The sequence below is a fragment of the Chitinophaga terrae (ex Kim and Jung 2007) genome, assembly GCF_900107795.1.
GTDB classification, from domain to species: Bacteria; Bacteroidota; Bacteroidia; order Chitinophagales; family Chitinophagaceae; genus Chitinophaga; species Chitinophaga terrae.
This window is the reverse complement of record NZ_FNRL01000009.1, coordinates 128,803-146,509: the sequence shown is the minus strand read 5'-3', so window position 1 is coordinate 146,509 and position 17,707 is coordinate 128,803. Positions and strand designations below refer to the sequence as shown.

Here is a 17,707-nt window from a genome sequence, read left to right as displayed (position 1 = left end):
TATTAAAGGGTAAGACGAATGCCCGCGGTGATAGTTCTTGGTTGCGGCGTGGTATTGAAATCCAGACCCTGTACAATGCCATTGGTATCGCCTGCGCTGTTGGCTTCGGGGTCAGGCCCGGTATAACCGGTGATGAGGAACAGGTTGCTGGCAGTTACATATACATTGGCCTGGCTGATGCGCCAGCGCGATAACAGGCGGCTTGGCAGCGTATATCCCAGGGTCACATCTTTCAGGCGGATGTAAGAGGCATCTTCCATATACCGGCTGGTAGCGCTGTTGTAGTTGTTGCTGCCATCGGGATTGGGAAGGGAAGTAGGGCGGGGCAATACTCCTTCGTCCCCGGGCTTTTTCCAGTAGTTGAGCGAACTTTTCTGGATAGAACGGGTAACGCCACGGGTACCGCCCGACTCAAGGAAATAGCGGGTATAGTTGTATAATTTATTGCCGTACTTGTAAAAGATATTCACATCCAGGCTAAAGCCTTTATAGCTGAAGGCGTTTCTCAGGCTGCCTTCCGCTTTTGGCCAGATATCGCCTACTATCTTTTTATCATCCTGTGTGATCTTGCCATCCGGTACGCCTTTAGGCCCGCTGATATCTTCGATCTTAACATTCCCTGTTTCTTTGTCTACGCCTAACTCATTCCAGAGATAAAGCGAATAAAGCGAATGTCCCTGCTCGATCCGGTACATGCCGTAACTGCCGTCTGTAATGGGCGCTACGAGTTTTTCTACCCTGTTCTTATTCCTGGAAACGGTGAAAATTGTTTTCCAGGTGAAGTGATCGTTGGCGATGTTAAGACTGTTGACCAGTAACTCCACGCCCCGGTTGCTCATGGCGCCAACGTTGCTGGTGATAGAACTGTAGCCGGATATAACCGGTATGGCGGCTGGCAGCAACAGGTCGCTGGTATATTTATCGTAGTAATCTGCTTCCAGCGTGATCCGTCCATCCAGCAGACTACCGCCAACGCCTATATTAAATTGCCTGGTTGTTTCCCATTTAAGATCAGGGTTGGCAGGTTGATTCGGCCCTGTTCCTGGTTGGTCCAGGTAATTGCGCCCGCCATTCCATAAACCGCGCGAGGCAAAGTCGCCGATGTATTGGTTGCCCGTTAAACCCACGCTGGCCTTTAGTTTCAGGTCGCTCACCAGGGCATTGGAAGGGTAGAAGGATTCGCGACTGATATTCCAGCCGGCTCCTACGGCGGGGAAATAACCCCAGCGGTGATCTCGGCCAAAGCGGGAAGAAGCGTCTGCACGGATATTCACATCCAGGCTGTATTTGTCTTTAAACAGGTAGTTGGCGCCTGTAAAGAAAGACACCAACCTGGAAGTGGTGCCGGAAGAAGATCCTGTTTGCACCGCCGCCGACGTGATACGTTTGAACTGGTTGCTCGGGAATCCTGTTCCGGTCAGGGATACGCTTTCCTGCCAGTCGAGCTGCAAGGTGTTTCCAAGCACCACAGACAGGTCATGATCTTTACCGAAAGTTTTGTTATAGTTGAATAACTGTTCTGCAAGAATGGTTTCCCTGGTTGTTGTTACGTCGTTGGCTTCGCCCGCCGGTTGACCATACACCAGGTTCGTGTTGTAATAGGCTTTTTCATGATAGTTGGAATAGTCGCTGCTGAAGGTGGATTTAAATGTAAGTCCGGGCAGCAGGTTCACAGATGCAAACACGCTGTTCAGGCTCCGCAATGCATATGCGTGGTTGTCGGAGTTGTTAAGTATAGCATATACGTTATCAAACACCCCAACTTTATAGTAACTGCCATCCGTATTATACAGGGGATAGAAAACAGGCGTATGCAACGCCGCCTGGAAAAGACCGGCAGGGCCATCGCCCACTCTCACAACGGTTCTCGGTACATAGGAAACGCTATTGCTTGTTCCTACTTTGATGCGGTCTGAAATGCCGTGATCCAGGTTTACCCTGAACGAATAACGGGTGAAGTCCTGCAGGCGCAGGGTAGATTGCGCTTTTTCATAGTCGCCTCCCAGGTAGAAATTCGTTTTGCTGTCTCCACCGGTCACGGCTACACTATATTTCTGGTTTTGAGCTGTTCTGAAGATCGGCGATAGCCTGTCGTAGGTTTGCTGTTCTTCGGGCGTACCATAGGCCGGAAAACCGGCAACCTCCTGGCTTTTAGGTCTGAAAGGCAGTTTATCTGCCGGAATGCCGTCATTGGCGGAGGCCACATTTACAAGCGCCGCATGTTCAGGTCCTGTAACCAGGTCCCATACTTTAGGCGTGGTAGCCCATCCCTGCTGCGCACTAACGTTAACGCGGGTACGTGAATTTTTATTCCCCCGCTTGGTCGTGATAAGGATCACTCCATTAGCGCCCCTGGCGCCGTAAATAGCAGTTGCGTTGGCATCTTTCAGTACAGTAATGCTGGCTATATCTTCCGGGTTGATCTCCGCCAGCGGGTTGGGTTGTTGTCCGCCCAATCCCCTTCCAAGATTTTGCATATCGCCGGTGTTCATGAATATTCCATCCACCACGTACAAAGGATTGTTACCGGCGGTAATGGAAGTAGCGCCCCGCAAACGTACCAGCACCGAGGTGCCCGGAACGCCCGAGTTGGCCGAGATCATCAGCCCCGGTACTTCGCCCTGGATCTTTTCCACAACGCTGGTAACAGGCGCTTTGGAAAATTCTTCCGCTTTGATGCTGGTAATAGCGCCATTACGGGCATTGGTGCGGGTACGGGTATATCCCACCACCGTCAGTTCACTTAGCTTGCTGTTGGCGGCTTCCAGTAGCACGGTTACAGGAGCCTCGCCGGGTATGGTTACCTCCCGTGCGTTATATCCAACATAGCTGATAATGGCGGTAACCGGGAATACCTGTCCTGTCAGGAATTTGAAGCCTCCCTTTTCATCTGTCAACACCTGGTGCGTGGTGTTTTTCAGGCGTACAGTGGCGCTTACCAGCGGCTCCCGGGTAGTGGCGTCTACTACCGTCCCGGATATCGAAATATTCTGGTGTTGTGCAGATGCATTGTAGACAGGTAAAATAAAAGAAAGAAAAATGATTAAGCGGCCGGTCCATGCCGCTGCTGACTTTCGGTTCATGCAATAAGATTTTGATCCCGGTATGGTACCGGATCACGTAAAGAAATTAATGGACATAACAATCCTGCGGCCCCGACGGGCCGGATTAATGGCTGATAGCTCCTGTGATTTGATACTGTTGGTCCTTGGTGGGAGGAGTGGTAGTAAAAGATAAAAGTTTATACAATCAGCAGAGCGTCATATGGCTGCAACAGTTCGCGTAAAGCATTCGCATACAAAAAATAATTAGGTGATTAATACTGAATTGGTCTGCGCTGTAATAGTCTACTGTATTTGTAGGGTAAAACTAGTAAATAGTTTTAGAAAATGAAAGAAAACTCTTTTAAAAAATAATTACGCCGGCTGTAAAGTATTGACACTGCTGGATTTGAGCGGGTGAACTGACAGTTATTTATCGTATAAGCGGTTGAGTTAGTAGGGTGGATGATAAGAATTTTGACCTGGTTTCAAAAATAAAACATCTGATGTTTAATAAAACATCATACCTTTGTGATGATTAATGATATTTTATGGAAAAAGCATCCAAACTATCAGACAGGGTCATCAGCGCCATTCAGAAAGATATTTCCCAGGGCAAATACAAGCCAGGGCAGAAGATCCCGGCGGAGCCGGAACTGATGGTACAGTATGCGGTAGGCCGGAGCACCATCCGCGAAGCCATTAAAACGCTGGCCATGTCGGGCGTTCTGAGGGTACAGCAGGGGGCGGGCACCTTTGTAAACGAAACAGTATCTGCCGAGTCGCTGGACCAGCGGCTGAGGCGCGCCGATTTTGAAGAGATCAACCAGGTCAGGCGCATGCTCGATTTCGAGATCGTAAAGCTGGCTGCTGCTAACCGCACAGCAGACGATATACAGCAAATGCAAACGCAGCTGGATCTCCGCAAACAGGCCATCCTGGCGCAGGCCTACCAGCCATGTATGGAGGCGGATATCGGGTTTCATATGGCGATTGCCCGGGCCTGCGGAAACCAGGTAATGGCAGATCTCTACCAGTCCTTTACCTCCGTTATCCGGAACTTTTTCGCAAAAAGAGATACGCAAAGTATCAGCCATTTCGCTATCAGTCATCATTTGCACGAGCAGCTGTTCAAGGCTATAAAAAGCGGCAACCAGCGCCTTGCCAGGCAGGTGATGGAAGATATCCTCGACAATAACTATTAATCTGTTTTATATGAGTATCCTGATTTTCAGCCTCATTTTACTGGTGGGCGCCTATGCAGCGGGTCTGCTGGGTTCTCTTACCGGGCTTGGAGGCGGTGTTGTGGTAATTCCCCTGTTAACCCTGGTATTTCATGTAGATATCCGTTACGCCATCGGCGCGGCGCTCCTGGCTTCGATCGCCAATTCATCGGGCGCCGCTACCGCCTATATCAAAGAAGGGATCACGAATGTCCGTTTAGGGATGTTCCTGGAAATAGCCACTACGGCCGGCGCCGTGGGAGGTGCGCTGATAGCGGTTTTTACGCCTGTGAACACCATCGCTATCCTGTTTGGCCTAGTGCTAATCTTTTCTGCGCTGATGACCATCCGCAAGAAAAACGAACATGCGGAGCAAACAGGCAGCAAATGGTCTTACGTGTTGAAGTTGAACAGTACTTATCCTACCGCTAACGGGGAAGTGGCTTATAAACTGAAGAATATAGGCGGAGGCTTTTCTATTATGTTGCTGGCCGGCGTGTTATCGGGCCTCCTGGGTATAGGTTCCGGCGCGCTGAAGGTATTGGCGATGGATGGCGCAATGCGTATACCCTTCAAGGTTAGTACCACTACCAGCAATTTCATGATCGGCGTAACTGCTGCAGCCAGCGCCGTGGTATACCTGCAACGCGGGTATATCGATCCGGGCATCGCTTTCCCGGTAGTACTCGGCGTTCTTGGCGGCGCCTTTACAGGCGCGCGTTTGCTTACTATTATGAATCCCCGTACACTGCGTATCATTTTTTGTATTGCCATCTCTTTTGTGGCCCTGGAAATGATCTACAACGGATTTAATCACCAGTTTTAATGCCATATGAAACAGTTGAAGAATTTGATGGAAGACAGGGATATAGCCCTTTTCATAGGTCGTTTCCTTCGGGTGGGAGTGCTTACGGCCAGCGCAATTGCCCTGCTTGGCGGCTTCTGGTACCTCGTACAGAGCGGAGCTGCCGATATGCCTGATTATAGCCGCTTCGCCGGCGAGGGACCGGGCTACACCACTTTCCGTGGTATCTTCAAAGGAGTGGCGGAAGGCAACGCAACAGAGATCATCCAGTTAGGGGTGCTGGTATTGCTGGCTACGCCCATATTCAGGGTGTTCTTTTCCTTACTGGCATTTGCCCTCGAAAAGGACTGGTTGTATGTAGTTATTACCACGATAGTGCTGGGAATTATCCTTTTCAGTATGTTCGGCGGCTTGAAGATATAGGCATAAAAGAACGGCTTCCTGGTTGGGAAGCCGTTCTTATATCTGGTTAAAGAAATTAAGCAACTGATTCTTCGTATGCACTTACCGGTTCGCAGGTGCAGATCAGGTTCCTGTCGCCGAAGGTATTGTTGATACGGCTTACAGAAGGCCAGAACTTGTTCGCTTTCACATATTCCAGCGGGAACGCAGCCTGCTGACGGGTATAGCTGAAATTCCATTCGTTGGCAGTGATCACCTGTTGCGTATGCGGCGCATTTTTCAGCAGGTTGTTCTGTTTATCAACATTGCCTTGTTCAATCTCGCGGATCTCTTCACGGATCGATAATAACGCATCGCAGAAACGATCCAGCTCTCCTTTATCTTCACTTTCTGTAGGTTCGATCATGATAGTACCGGCTACAGGGAAGCTCATGGTAGGAGCGTGGAAACCGTAGTCCATCAGGCGTTTGGCCACATCTTCCGCTTCAATGCCGGCAGATGCTTTGAACGGACGCAGGTCTACGATGAACTCGTGCGCACAGGTTCCGTTTACGCCGGTATAAAGGATATCGTATGCTTTTTCCAGTCTCGCCTTCATGTAGTTGGCGTTCAGGATTGCAAACTGGGAAGCCTGTTTAACGCCGTTTGCGCCAAGCATACGGATATAAGCGTAAGAGATAAGCAGGATGCTCGCAGAGCCAAACGGAGCTGCTGATACTGCATTCGCCGCTTTGCCGCCGCTTAAGCTAACGTGACCAGGTAAGAACGGAGTCAGGTGTTTTGCCACGCAGATAGGGCCCATGCCTGGTCCGCCACCGCCGTGAGGAATAGCAAATGTTTTGTGCAGGTTCAGGTGACAAACATCGGCGCCGATCAGGCCCGGTGCAGTCAAACCTACCTGTGCATTCATATTTGCACCATCCATGTATACTTGTCCGCCATGTTCATGTATAACATCGCAGATCTCTTTTACGCTTTCTTCATAAACGCCATAAGTAGAAGGGTAGGTGATCATGATACCTGCCAGGTCTTTGCTGTAGGCAGCTGCTTTTGCTTTCAGGTCTGCTACATCGATGTAGCCGTTTTCCAGCGCTTTTACTACTACTACCTTGAACCCGGCCATTACTGCCGATGCAGGGTTGGTACCGTGAGCGCTGATAGGGATCAGCATCACATTGCGGTGTCCTTCATTCCTGCTCTTATGATATTCGCGGATCACGAGCAACCCTGCATATTCGCCCTGTGCGCCGCTGTTAGGTTGCAGGCTGCAGGAGTCGAAACCGGTGATGGTGCTCAGGTATTCGCCTAATTCTTTGATCATTTGCAGGTAACCGCCGGCCTGGTTGGCAGGTGCAAACGGGTGCATTTTGCTCCAGTGCGCCCAGCTCAATGGGATCATTTCGGTAGCTGCATTCAGTTTCATAGTGCAGGAACCTAAAGAGATCATGGAAGTGTTCAGCGAAAGGTCTTTATTCTCCAGCGACTTCAGGTATCTCATCATCAGCGATTCGCTATGATGGCTGTTAAACACCGGGTGGGTCAGGTAAGGAGAAGTGCGTTGCAGGTCTGCCGGGATACCGGTAGTACCGGCTGATACTGTTGTTGCATCTGTAGTGCCTGCGTCGAACAGGTGCAGGATATCGTTGATATCTGTGATGGTAGTGGTTTCATCGATGGAGATACCAACATTGCCATTGGCGAAGTAGCGGAAGTTGATGCCTGCTGCTTCGGCTGCATCTTTAATATCAGCTTTTCCTTCGATCACGATAGTCTCGAAGTAGCTGTCTGCAACCAGTTTAATGCCTTTTGCCTGTAATTTGGTACCCAGGGTATGAGTTAATAAAGCTACGCGGGTAGCGATATTTTTCAGTCCTTTAGGTCCGTGGTATACTGCGTACATAGCTGCCATATTTGCCAGCAATGCTTGTGCAGTACAGATATTTGAAGTAGCTTTTTCGCGTTTGATGTGCTGTTCGCGCGTTTGCAGCGCCATACGAAGCGCTCTTCCGCCCTGTGCATCGATGCTTACACCGATGATACGGCCTGGGATAGCGCGTTTGAATTCGTCTTTTACTGCAAAGAAAGCAGCGTGAGGGCCTCCGAAGCCCAAAGGAACGCCGAAACGTTGTGCAGAACCGAAGGCTGCATCAGCGTTCATTTCGCCCGGGGTAACAAGGAGGGTAAGTGCCAGCAGGTCTGTAGCCATACCTACGTATGCGCCTACAGCATGTACTTTTTCGATGAATGCGCGGTAATCTGCAACTCCGCCTACGTTGTTGGGATATTGAACCAGTGCGCCGAAGTAGCTTTCATCGAAAGTGGCTGCCTGGTAGTTGCCCGTTACTATTTCAATATGTAAAGGTGTAGCGCGGGTCTGCAATACATCCAGCGTTTGCGGGTATACATGCTCGTCTACAAAGAATTTAGGTCTGCTTACATGATCATGGTCTTTGTTCAATGCGTTGAAGAACATGGTCATTGCTTCTGCGGCTGCTGTAGCTTCGTCCAGCAACGACGCATTGGCAATAGGTAAACCTGTCAGGTCGCTCACCATTGTCTGGTAGTTCAGCAGGCTCTCTAAACGGCCCTGTGAAATTTCCGCCTGGTAAGGAGTGTATTGGGTATACCATCCCGGGTTCTCGAACACATTACGAAGAATAACACTGGGTGTGATCGTGTCGAAGTAGCCCTGACCGATGTAATTCCTATACACCTTGTTTTTGAGCGATACTTCTTTCAGGTGGCGGAGATAATCACTTTCGCTCATCGCTGCCGGTATAGCCAGCGGTGATTGCATACGGATGCTGCCAGGAACTGTTTTACTAATTAGTTGGTCCAGGTCTGAGATACCGATAGTTTCCAACATCTGGCTGGTTTCGCCTTCATTCGGCCCGATGTGACGGTGCACGAATTCATTCTGTTGAATATCAAAAAGATTCATGATGTAAGCAGGTAGTTTGAAATAGATGCGCAAAGCTATGCAGATTTTAAGCAACGGCCAAACAATCAACCACAGCAAGCCTAAACGGTGATAAATAGCCACCTCTTTAACGATGTTTGTGTCATACTTTTGTCCAGCAACTAATTACCTATCTTTGGAGTCAAATGAGCACAATGCACGACGACTGGCAACAAAAAGCCCGCGATAAACAAAAAGAAAACAAACAGTTCCTTACAAAATTGCAATCCCGCCGTGGAAAAGGGGTAGAAAAGCTGTTGCCTCAACTGCATGAGGAAGCGTTCGAAAAGATCGACTGCCTGCAATGCGGCAATTGCTGCAAATCCATCAGTCCCCGCTTCAAAGCTCCGGATATCCGCCGGATCTCCAAATACCTGGGAATGAAAGAAGGAGATTTCATAAATACCTACCTCCGTATAGACAGCGACGAAGATTATGTGGTGAAATTCTCTCCCTGCCCCTTCCTGGGAGCCGACAACTATTGCAGCATCTACGATGTAAGACCCGGCGACTGCAGCAACTATCCATACACTGATAGCTACGACTTCTTCAAACGCCCAAAGATCACATACGAAAATAGCACCATCTGTCCTGCCGTCTTCTACATCCTGGAAAAACTCAAATCCCAGATGGGGTTGTAGTTTCACGCAAAGGCGCTAAGAAGGCAAAGGGACATAAGTTTTTTTTAAGGGGCGTAAGTTTTTATTTAAGAGGCGTAAGTAAGATAGTTTTAAGGAACATAAGTAAGTAAGGCAGTAAGATATTAAAAGAGGGAAGATTGATAAATAGCTGATTTATTGCTATTTATCAATCTTCCCTCTTAAATTTTGTTTATAAAATTCCTTACTTACACTCCTTAAAAAAACTTACGCCCCTTAAAAAAAACTTATGTCCCTTTGCCTTCTTAGCGCCTTTGCGTGAACCTTTGCGTGAACCTAAGGTTTGAGGTCGAGCTTCCGCATGGCCGGGGAGATGATGTATGTGGTGATCACCACTCCGAGGGTCACGCATCCGCCGAAGACGACAGAGGGTACCAGGCCCATGACCCGGGCCATGAAACCGCTTTCGAAGGCGCCCAGCTCGTTGGATGAGCCAACGAACATAGAGCTTACGCTGGCAACCCGGCCACGCATGTCGTCCGGTGTTTTGAGCTGCAGGATGGTCTGCCGGATAATAACGCTTACCCCATCCAGCGCCCCGCTCAGCAACAGTATGAACATGGATAATATGAAGCTGGTGGATAACCCGAATATGATAATGGTGATCCCGAACCCGAATACTGCCGCCAGCAGCTTGATGCCCGGCCTGTTCACCAGCGGTTTATGGGCCAGGATGAACATGGTGATCAATGCGCCCACAGCGGGTGCAGACCGGAGCAGGCCATAGCCTAAAGATCCGACATGCAATACATCCGTGGCGAACGCCGGCAGCATGGCTACCGCCCCGCCAAACAGAACGGCAAACATATCGAGGGCCATCGCTCCCAATACTACTTTCGTATTCCAGACGAAGCGCATTCCCTTGGTTAGCCCCTCGAAAAAGCTCTCGCCCTGCGACTTGTAATAAATTGGTTTCGGCTGGATCTTGATAAGGCTGTATAGAGGAGCCAGGAACACGGCCACAACACAGAGCATAGACCAGTGTACCCCGATCCAGTGGATCAGCAGGCCGCCCAGCGCAGGCCCCAACACCCCGCCGATCTGCCAGGCCGAGCTGCTCCAGGTAGAAGCGTTGGCATACAGTTCCCGAGGCACCAGCAACGATAAAAGACTAAAAGTAGAAGGACTGGTAAAAGCCCTGACAATGCCCCCGAGAAATACGAGGCAATAGATGAAATTTAATACCCAGGCTGTGGAAATGCCTTCAACGGCTTTATCCCAGGTCAGGATAAACAGGGCGGTACTGATAAAAAGATAAGCGATCACACATTTCAGCAACATTCCCCGCTTTTCCCGCTTATCGACAAGGTGTCCGGCAAACGGTGCTAACAAAACCGCCGGGATCACCTCTGCCAACCCGATCAATCCCAATGAAAAAGGGTCTTTGGATAACGCATAAACCTTCCATTCGATAATGGCAAACTGCATGGCCAGCGCAAAGACAAAAGCAAACCTGATAACCAGATAATAATTAAATTCAGCGTACCTTAACGAGGCGTAAGCATCATTTCTTTTCGATTCCGAAGTGTCCACCCTTGAAAATTTTGAAGTGAAGGTACAAAAGCATCAAAAAATAATCACCTGTTTCTTCATCTCACGAAATCGTTTTCGCCAACATTTATCAGCTTTTTTCCGTTATCTAACAAGCCCCCGCTCCGTTTGGCCCAATTTTTTGTTAAAAGGAATAATATTCTTAATCAACGGTAGTTTTTATTTTATATTTGATTTGATAACGTTTAAGTACAATTGAGATACATATGAGACTGAAAGTGATTATACCCGTCCTCCTGATCAGCATTTCAGCAGGGGTGCTGGCCTTCAGCAAACAGGGACACAAGGAAGACCCGCCTGCCCGTTACGAGGTGATCATGAACCTTGTTGGCCAGATGCTGAAAGAAGGACATTACCAACCCAAACCTATTGACGATAAGTTTTCCAAGGAAGTTTTCAATAAATATCTGCGTAGCCTCGATACAGAAAAGAAATTCTTTTTGAAATCAGACGTGGTGAAACTGGAACCCCTCTCTTCTCACATTGATGATGAACTGATGGGCGCTCCTGTAGATTGCTTCCGCAGTATAAACGCGTTGATAAAACAAAGAGTGGCCGAAGCTGCAGCCATCTACCCTGAAATCCTGGCTAAACCTTTCGATTTCTCTGTAAACGAAACTGTAACCCTGGACCCTGACAAGATCGATTTTCCCGCCGACGAAGCCGCCCGGAAAGAATCCTGGCGCAAGGTGCTGAAATACCGTACGCTCGAAAAACTGACAGACCTGCAGGAACAAAGAGAAAAAGACAAGGGTAAAGACAGCCTCAAATCCAAAACAGATGCTGAACTGGAAGTAGAAGCCCGTCAGAAAGTAAAACAACTGTACGATCGCTACTTCGAAAGACTAAAAAACAGGCAAAACGATAACGACCGTTTCAACCTGTATGTGAACGCTATTACTACCACAATGGATCCGCATACCGACTATTTCCCGCCAGATGAGAAAAGGGCTTTTGAAGAGCAGATGGCAGGTAAATTCTATGGTATCGGCGCCCAACTGAAAGAAGAAGGCGATAAGATCAAAGTGGTAAGCATCGTAACAGGCAGTCCTAGCTGGAAACAGGGGCAACTGAAAGCCAATGATGTGATCCAGAAAGTAGGACAGGGAAACAGCGAACCCGTAGATATCACCGGCTACCCGGTTGAAGACGCCGTGAAACTGATCCGCGGTAAAAAAGGAACGCCGGTTACCCTCACCGTAAAAAGCGTAGACGGAACAACCAAGGCGATCACCATCGTCAGAGACGAAATCGTTACCGAGGAAACTTTTGCGAAATCTGCTATCATCAACGGGCAGCATAAGATCGGGTATATCTACCTGCCTGAGTTCTACGCCGACTTCAACGACCGCAACGGCGCCCGCAGTGCCGACGACGTAGCCAAAGAAGTCGCTAAACTGAAAGCCGAAAAAGTAGATGGTATCATCCTCGATTTACGTTTCAACGGAGGCGGATCACTGCAGGACGTAGTACAAATGGCCGGCCTGTTCATCCCTGAAGGCCCTGTGGTACAGGTGCGTTCAAGAGGAGGAGAAGCCGTAGTGCTCAGAGACAGGGACAAAAATGTACAATACGACGGGCCGCTGGCTATCATGGTGAACGAATACAGCGCTTCTGCTTCTGAGATCATGGCCGCTGCCATGCAGGACTACAAACGCGCCGTGATCATAGGCAGTCCTCAAACCTTTGGTAAAGGTACCGTTCAGCGTCTTTTCAGCCTCGACGACTTCTACCCGGTTAAAGACGGCAGCAGCCTTGGTGCCCTGAAACTCACCCAACAGAAATTCTATCGCGCCAACGGCGGTTCTACCCAACTGAAAGGCGTGACTTCCGATATCGTATTGCCAGATCCTTACTATGAGGTTAGCGAACGTAAAGATTCTGATGCGCTGGTATGGGACGAAATTCCGAGAGCTGCGTTTACGCCCTGGTACAATCCTGTAAATACAGAAGTACTGAAAAAGAACAGCGAAAAAAGAATGGCTGCCAGCCCTGCTTTCAAGCTGCTGAACGAAAATCTCAGCACCCTGAAAAAGCTGGAAAAACAGGATAGCTATTCTCTCAATATCCAGACCTACAAAACCGAGCAAAAAACAAATACTGCTGCTTTGAAGAAATATGACGCAGTAAATGATAAAGTGAAAGAGCTCAGCATAGTGAACATCAAATCGGATATCGACAAACTCGGTAACGACACTACCAAACTCGCCAGGAACAAAGATTGGCTGAAAGCCAGGACCAAAGATATCTACCTGGACGAAGCGGTAAACGTGATGAACGACCTGATCGCCCAGTCACTGCCTAAAATGCAACGTAAAAATCAATAAGATCAAATAAAAACAGGAAGGCCGGCCAGGAACGCTCCTGGCCGGCCTTCCTGTTTTTATTATTTATATGATACGGGCCCGGCAGGCCACAGCTATCAATTCAGCCACATTCTTGGTATTGGTTTTCTTCAGCATGTTTTTACGGTGATTATTGACCGTATTCTCAGCGATATTCAGTTTCCAGGCAATCTGCTTGCTACTCAAGCCTTCCGCCATATATCCCAGCACCCTCAGTTCCTGCGACGACAGCTGGGAGTCTTCCTCGTAAGGGTAGTAATAATTCTCCTCGAGCAGTTGCCTTCCATTTTCCGTTCTTCTTTCAATAGTCTGGTAAATGATCCTGTCTTTCTTCAAAGGGGAAATATCTGTTACCATGCCGAGGCTGTAAATAGGCTGGCCGGTAACAGGGGAAGTCAGGTAACAGCCGCGCTGTAAAATAGGCACCATGTTGCCATTCTTATGCTTTATCCTGAAATTATAGGAGAAGATAAATTCATGGTGAATAGCCTGGGGCTGCGATTGGAGGAACCGGAGGTTCACAGGGAAGATTTTCTCGTTATATATCCTGAAATCGTCTGGCTGGTAAATGCTTTTCAGCATAGGGATACCGCCTTCAAGGAACTCCCGGGGATCGCGGTTGGTGATCTCCAGCGTCGAATTTGTCATGAGCAGGTACTGCGACTTGGTATAATCGATCAGGAAATAAAGCGGTGCAGTGTTAAGCATAGTATTACCTAACTGTTCAAACTTATCTAGTAGTTGAGATACTCCCTGTTGATCGATTTCTTCAGGAAGGAAACAGACCTGCTGTAAATGCTTTTCAAAGGTTTGGGCGACTTTCATAATCTGATCCAGGGAAACAATAAGTCAGGGAAAAGAAAGGCTGTGCCCAAAATTAATTTTTTTTTGTTACTGCAACAATAGCTAGAAATGGCTATTATTTGGGTAAAAACAATTAACGCATCAGTGTCAACGCCATTAACAATACCAGCACAACGGTTATTCCAAGCAGGGTAAAGTTGGCGTTGCGCAGGCTGTACTGCCGGCGGATCCAGAAGAGGACCCCTTCCAGGAATATCACAAACAACCAGATCAGCACCTCGGCTATCATCAGCAAAGCGGGGCCCATAGCCAGGTCGCCATGTGGCCTGCCCGATTCCCGCACTTTGGGTATAGCATAAAAATTAAAGAAGCAGAATGTAAGCGTTGGTATCAATACCAGGGCCGCGATGCGAACCAGGTAATGTCGTTTCAGGTTCATGGGGTACTGGATTTATCCAAAACTACTTCCAGGGCTTTCTTCACCATAGGATCGTCCTGGTTGATGGTTTCATAGAAACCTTCTGTTCTGAATAACTGGCGGGCCAGCATCGCTTTCAGGCGAACGCGGATCTCGTTTTCATCCTTGGCGCTCAGGCGATCCAGTCCGGGTATGCTGTCTTTCTTCGCGAAACTGAGGAATTCGTTCATTAATTCGCCGGTTGGCTGGAACCCTTTTACAAACGCCGCAGCGTCTTTATACGCCTTGAATGTTTCGCGGTGATTGGTATAATACTGGTATGCAAAATTGCCGAACGTATTACGTGTATATATAGCCGTTAGTGTGGGCGTAAACCTGGCCGTATCAAATGGAATAAAGAAGTCGGGTGTGATACCGCCGCCTCCGTATACCCGGCGGCCGCCGGCTGTTTTGTAAGGAACGGTGTCGTTGATCTTTATACTGTCTTTATTTACCAGCTCTCCATGGTTTAAACGTTCCATGATATCGTCGTTGTAATCATCATGGCCCTTGCCATAAGGCTTCTGTATGCTTCTGCCGGACGGGATGTAATAACGGGCAACGGTTAAACGCAGGGCGCCCCCATTGTCGAGATCATATTGCTCCTGTACTAGGCCTTTACCGAAGGTACGGCGACCGATGATCGCACCCCGGTCCCAGTCCTGGATTGCGCCGGCCAGAATTTCACTGGCGGATGCAGAACCTTCGTCTGTAAGGATTGCCAGTGCGCCTTTCTCGAATAACCCCGGGCGTTTGGTTTTATAATCGGCCCTCGGGAAATCTTTTCCTTTCGTGTAAACGATCAGTTTATTTTCATCCAGCAATTCGTCGGCTACCCTTACGGCTGCATCCAGGTATCCGCCCGGGTTCTGGCGCAGGTCAATGATCAGTTCTTTCATGCCTTGCTGCGTCAGCTGGCGCATGGCTTTCATAAACTCATCATATGTAGTGGCAGAAAAACGGCTGATCTTAATATAACCAACAGTAGGAGCAGCCATGTAAGCTGCATCTACGCTGTATAAAGGAATCACTCCGCGCTTGATAGGAATAGTGATGGTCTTTTGCTGGCGAAGCACCTGGGTGTTTACTATAGAACCGGCAGGGCCCCGTAATAATCTCCTGATCTTTTCGGCAGTAATGCTGTTGCCGGCTACCAGGGTATCGTTCACTTTCAGGATCTTATCGCCTGTCTGGACGCCTGCTGTTTCTGAAGGCCCTCCGCTTAATACGCTTACTACATTCACCGTATCGTTGGTAATATTAAACTCTACGCCTATTCCTTCAAAATTGCCATCCATATCTTCAGTGACCCGTTGTAATTCTTCCGGGGTGATATAAATGGAGTGAGGATCCAGTTTGGAAAGCAATCCTTCTATCGCTTCCTGTTGTAATTTATCGGTATTGAGAGTATCTACATATTTTGTTTTAATGAGATCCATTACTTCCTGGAGCGGACCTCGGGAGGGTTTTGTGAAAAATACGGTGGTGCCGTTGTTGCCTGATCCGGGCATTTTATGGCCAAGGAACATTCCGAGGGCCAGCACTACCGCAAAAAGAAGTGGAAGAAAAACATTCAGTTTCCTGTTTGACATATTCAGATTATTATCCCGCTAAATTTATATGACCAATCTGTTAAGCATGTTGTGTGAGTGGTCGGCCACAGACATGTACTTTCACTCTTAAATGAAGAGGTTTGCTTTTGTGGACCCCTTTTCTTTAAATTGTGGCAAAAATAGCATAATTCATTCTTTAATTATACAATTAACCGGGTATGAGCGCTGGAATAAAGCTGGTAGCGGATAGTGGGTCTACCAAAACGGAATGGGGAGTGTTGGGAGGAGGAGAACCTCTCGTCCTTCATACACAGGGAGTTAGCCCTTATTTCCAATCTGCGGAGCAGATCAGGGCAATTTTGGAAACGGAACTGGCGCCTCAGCTACCTGCAGGAGCGGAAGTAACCGAGGTATATTTTTACGGAACAGGCCTTTCGCAACCGAAGAACCTGGAACTGGTAACCACAGCTATCAATACAGTATGGCCTGCTGCCAGGGCGGAAGTGCATCACGACCTGATGGGCGCTGCCCGCGCGCTATGCGGGAAACAGCCGGGAGTTGCCTGCATACTGGGAACAGGTTCTAATTCCTGTTATTACGATGGAACCGAGATTGTCAGGAACAACCCTGGTCTTGGTTATATTTTGGGAGATGAAGGAAGCGGAGCTTACCTGGGAAGGAAAGTACTGCAATATTATCTCTACAACAGCTTCGATTCCGACCTGCATGCACGGTTCGAATATAAGTACCATACCAACAAAGACGAAATCCTGGAAAACGTTTACCGCAAGCCGTTGGCCAACCGCTACCTGGCGCAGTATGCTGCTTTTCTTTCAGAGAACAGGGGACATTTTATGGTGGAAAATATCCTGGAAGACGGATTGAATGATTTCTTCTTTAACCATATTTACAAATACAGGGAAAGCTGGACCAGCAGTCTGCATTTCACCGGGGGCATCGCCTATTCGTTCCGGGACATCATCCAGGAACTATGTGAACTGTATGAACTGTCGTTAGGCCAGATCTTGCGCAGCCCAATAACCGGGTTGCTGGAATACCATCGTTAATCATTTTTAAGAGATAAATATGTCATTTGTAAAAGTAACGGAACAGCCATCGCATTACCGCCATCTGGAAAAGATGAGCGTTCATGAGCTGTTGGTGAACATGAATAAAGAAGATCAGACTGTTCCGTTGGCAGTAGAGAAAGCCATTCCACAGATCGAAAAACTGGTGAACGCCGTATCCGACAAGATGCTGGCAGGCGGCCGCCTTTTTTATATGGGCGCCGGAACAAGCGGGCGTTTAGGAGTGGTGGATGCTTCCGAATGTCCGCCTACTTTTGGCGTGCCCCAGGGCCTGGTGATAGGGCTGATAGCCGGCGGTGATACTGCCATCCGCCAGGCGGTTGAATTTGCGGAAGACAGTCGCACCCAGGGATGGGAAGACCTGAAGGCACATAATATTACGGATAAGGACGTAGTGATAGGTATTGCAGCCAGTGGAACTACGCCTTATGTGATTGCCGCGCTGAACGAGTGCCGCAAACACGGTATTGTTACCGGCAGCATCAGTTGCAACCCGGATACGCCCTTGTCAGCAGCTGCCGATTTCCCGGTAGAGGTAGTGGTAGGGCCTGAGTTTGTAACAGGAAGCACCCGCCTGAAAAGCGGTACCGCGCAAAAACTGGTATTGAATATGATCAGTACCTCCGTGATGATCCAGTTGGGGAGGGTAGAAGACAATAAAATGGTGAATATGCAGCTGAGCAATGAGAAGCTGGTAGACAGGGGAGTGAAGATGTTGATGGAGCAGTTGTCGCTGACGGATTATGAAGCTGCCCAGGCTTTGCTGTTAAAAGCCGGAAGCGTAAAAAAAGCGGTAGCTGATTTTGCGAAAAAGTGATTT

13 protein-coding genes are annotated in these 17,707 nt (G+C 48.6%); 7 read left to right on the top strand and 6 right to left on the bottom strand.

From position 1 onward, the window contains the following. Window positions 1-2 precede the first annotated feature (2 nt). Window positions 3-3,083 carry a SusC/RagA family TonB-linked outer membrane protein gene (locus BLV62_RS11965; protein ID WP_089761913.1) on the bottom strand — a complete coding sequence of 1,027 codons (3,081 nt, stop codon included), beginning with the start codon at window positions 3,081-3,083 and terminating at the stop codon, window positions 3-5. A 509-nt stretch (window positions 3,084-3,592) separates the two neighbouring features. Between BLV62_RS11965 and BLV62_RS11960 the strand changes: the two genes are divergently transcribed. Genes BLV62_RS11960 through BLV62_RS11950 form a run of 3 tightly spaced genes read left to right on the top strand, consistent with a single transcriptional unit; the run spans window position 3,593 to window position 5,492 of the window. Then, window positions 3,593-4,246 carry a FadR/GntR family transcriptional regulator gene (locus tag BLV62_RS11960; RefSeq protein ID WP_089761911.1) on the top strand — a complete coding sequence of 218 codons (654 nt, stop codon included), beginning with the start codon at window positions 3,593-3,595 and terminating at the stop codon, window positions 4,244-4,246. Between the two features lie 10 nt (window positions 4,247-4,256). Then, window positions 4,257-5,090 (top strand): sulfite exporter TauE/SafE family protein, encoded by an 834-nt coding sequence (locus BLV62_RS11955; protein WP_089761909.1) that lies wholly within the window; start codon window positions 4,257-4,259, stop codon window positions 5,088-5,090. Between the two features lie 6 nt (window positions 5,091-5,096). Continuing rightward, a complete protein-coding gene (locus BLV62_RS11950) occupies window positions 5,097-5,492 on the top strand; it encodes a DUF1634 domain-containing protein (protein ID WP_089761907.1) in 396 nt (131 codons plus the stop codon). A 55-nt stretch (window positions 5,493-5,547) separates the two neighbouring features. Here BLV62_RS11950 and gcvP read toward each other — a convergent pair whose 3' ends face one another. Continuing rightward, the gene (gcvP, locus tag BLV62_RS11945) at window positions 5,548-8,412 is read right to left on the bottom strand and encodes an aminomethyl-transferring glycine dehydrogenase (protein ID WP_089761905.1); all 2,865 of its coding nucleotides are present in this window, start codon (window positions 8,410-8,412) and stop codon (window positions 5,548-5,550) included. A 164-nt stretch (window positions 8,413-8,576) separates the two neighbouring features. Here gcvP and BLV62_RS11940 point away from each other — a divergent pair, with 164 nt between their 5' ends. Then, window positions 8,577-9,071 carry a YkgJ family cysteine cluster protein gene (locus BLV62_RS11940; RefSeq protein WP_089761903.1) on the top strand — a complete coding sequence of 165 codons (495 nt, stop codon included), beginning with the start codon at window positions 8,577-8,579 and terminating at the stop codon, window positions 9,069-9,071. Between the two features lie 294 nt (window positions 9,072-9,365). Here the strand turns inward: BLV62_RS11940 and BLV62_RS11935 are convergent, their stop codons facing one another. Continuing rightward, window positions 9,366-10,622 carry an MFS transporter gene (locus tag BLV62_RS11935; protein WP_089761901.1) on the bottom strand — a complete coding sequence of 419 codons (1,257 nt, stop codon included), beginning with the start codon at window positions 10,620-10,622 and terminating at the stop codon, window positions 9,366-9,368. Window positions 10,623-10,846: 224 nt separating this feature from the next. Between BLV62_RS11935 and BLV62_RS11930 the strand changes: the two genes are divergently transcribed. Beyond that, window positions 10,847-12,967: a carboxy terminal-processing peptidase gene (locus BLV62_RS11930; protein WP_089761899.1), complete on the top strand. Its 2,121-nt coding sequence runs from the start codon at window positions 10,847-10,849 to the stop codon at window positions 12,965-12,967. Between the two features lie 63 nt (window positions 12,968-13,030). On the opposite strand, the gene BLV62_RS11925 is transcribed toward BLV62_RS11930, so the two are convergent. The 3 genes from BLV62_RS11925 to BLV62_RS11915 all read right to left on the bottom strand — a co-directional run bounded on the left by BLV62_RS11925 (window position 13,031) and on the right by BLV62_RS11915 (window position 15,838). Further along, the gene (locus tag BLV62_RS11925) at window positions 13,031-13,810 is read right to left on the bottom strand and encodes a LuxR C-terminal-related transcriptional regulator (protein ID WP_089761897.1); all 780 of its coding nucleotides are present in this window, start codon (window positions 13,808-13,810) and stop codon (window positions 13,031-13,033) included. Between the two features lie 112 nt (window positions 13,811-13,922). Next, a complete protein-coding gene (locus BLV62_RS11920) occupies window positions 13,923-14,228 on the bottom strand; it encodes a hypothetical protein (RefSeq protein ID WP_089761895.1) in 306 nt (101 codons plus the stop codon). Continuing rightward, window positions 14,225-15,838: a S41 family peptidase gene (locus BLV62_RS11915; protein WP_225889649.1), complete on the bottom strand. Its 1,614-nt coding sequence runs from the start codon at window positions 15,836-15,838 to the stop codon at window positions 14,225-14,227. Before BLV62_RS11915 ends, BLV62_RS11920 begins: the two co-directional genes overlap by 4 nt. 179 nt (window positions 15,839-16,017) lie before the next feature. Between BLV62_RS11915 and BLV62_RS11910 the strand changes: the two genes are divergently transcribed. Both BLV62_RS11910 and murQ read left to right on the top strand, forming a co-directional pair. Next, window positions 16,018-16,866 (top strand): acetate and sugar kinases/Hsc70/actin family protein, encoded by an 849-nt coding sequence (locus BLV62_RS11910; RefSeq protein WP_089761891.1) that lies wholly within the window; start codon window positions 16,018-16,020, stop codon window positions 16,864-16,866. 19 nt (window positions 16,867-16,885) lie between these two features. Next, entirely contained in the window at window positions 16,886-17,704 is an 819-nt protein-coding gene (gene murQ, locus BLV62_RS11905; RefSeq protein WP_089761889.1) for an N-acetylmuramic acid 6-phosphate etherase, read from the top strand. The last annotated feature ends 3 nt before the right edge of the window (window positions 17,705-17,707 follow it).

Bases quoted from the DNA above. Each gene is read 5' to 3' on its own strand.
- BLV62_RS11930 (WP_089761899.1), top strand. From the start codon at position 10,847: ATGAGACTGAAAGTGATTATACCCGTCCTCCTGATCAGCATTTCAGCA.
- BLV62_RS11920 (WP_089761895.1), bottom strand. From the start codon at position 14,228: ATGAACCTGAAACGACATTACCTGGTTCGCATCGCGGCCCTGGTATTG.
- murQ (WP_089761889.1), top strand. From the start codon at position 16,886: ATGTCATTTGTAAAAGTAACGGAACAGCCATCGCATTACCGCCATCTG.
- gcvP (WP_089761905.1), bottom strand. From the start codon at position 8,412: ATGAATCTTTTTGATATTCAACAGAATGAATTCGTGCACCGTCACATC.
- BLV62_RS11940 (WP_089761903.1), top strand. From the start codon at position 8,577: ATGAGCACAATGCACGACGACTGGCAACAAAAAGCCCGCGATAAACAA.
- BLV62_RS11925 (WP_089761897.1), bottom strand. From the start codon at position 13,810: ATGAAAGTCGCCCAAACCTTTGAAAAGCATTTACAGCAGGTCTGTTTC.
- BLV62_RS11955 (WP_089761909.1), top strand. From the start codon at position 4,257: ATGAGTATCCTGATTTTCAGCCTCATTTTACTGGTGGGCGCCTATGCA.
- BLV62_RS11915 (WP_225889649.1), bottom strand. From the start codon at position 15,838: ATGTCAAACAGGAAACTGAATGTTTTTCTTCCACTTCTTTTTGCGGTA.
- BLV62_RS11910 (WP_089761891.1), top strand. From the start codon at position 16,018: ATGAGCGCTGGAATAAAGCTGGTAGCGGATAGTGGGTCTACCAAAACG.
- BLV62_RS11965 (WP_089761913.1), bottom strand. From the start codon at position 3,083: ATGAACCGAAAGTCAGCAGCGGCATGGACCGGCCGCTTAATCATTTTT.
- BLV62_RS11950 (WP_089761907.1), top strand. From the start codon at position 5,097: ATGAAACAGTTGAAGAATTTGATGGAAGACAGGGATATAGCCCTTTTC.
- BLV62_RS11960 (WP_089761911.1), top strand. From the start codon at position 3,593: ATGGAAAAAGCATCCAAACTATCAGACAGGGTCATCAGCGCCATTCAG.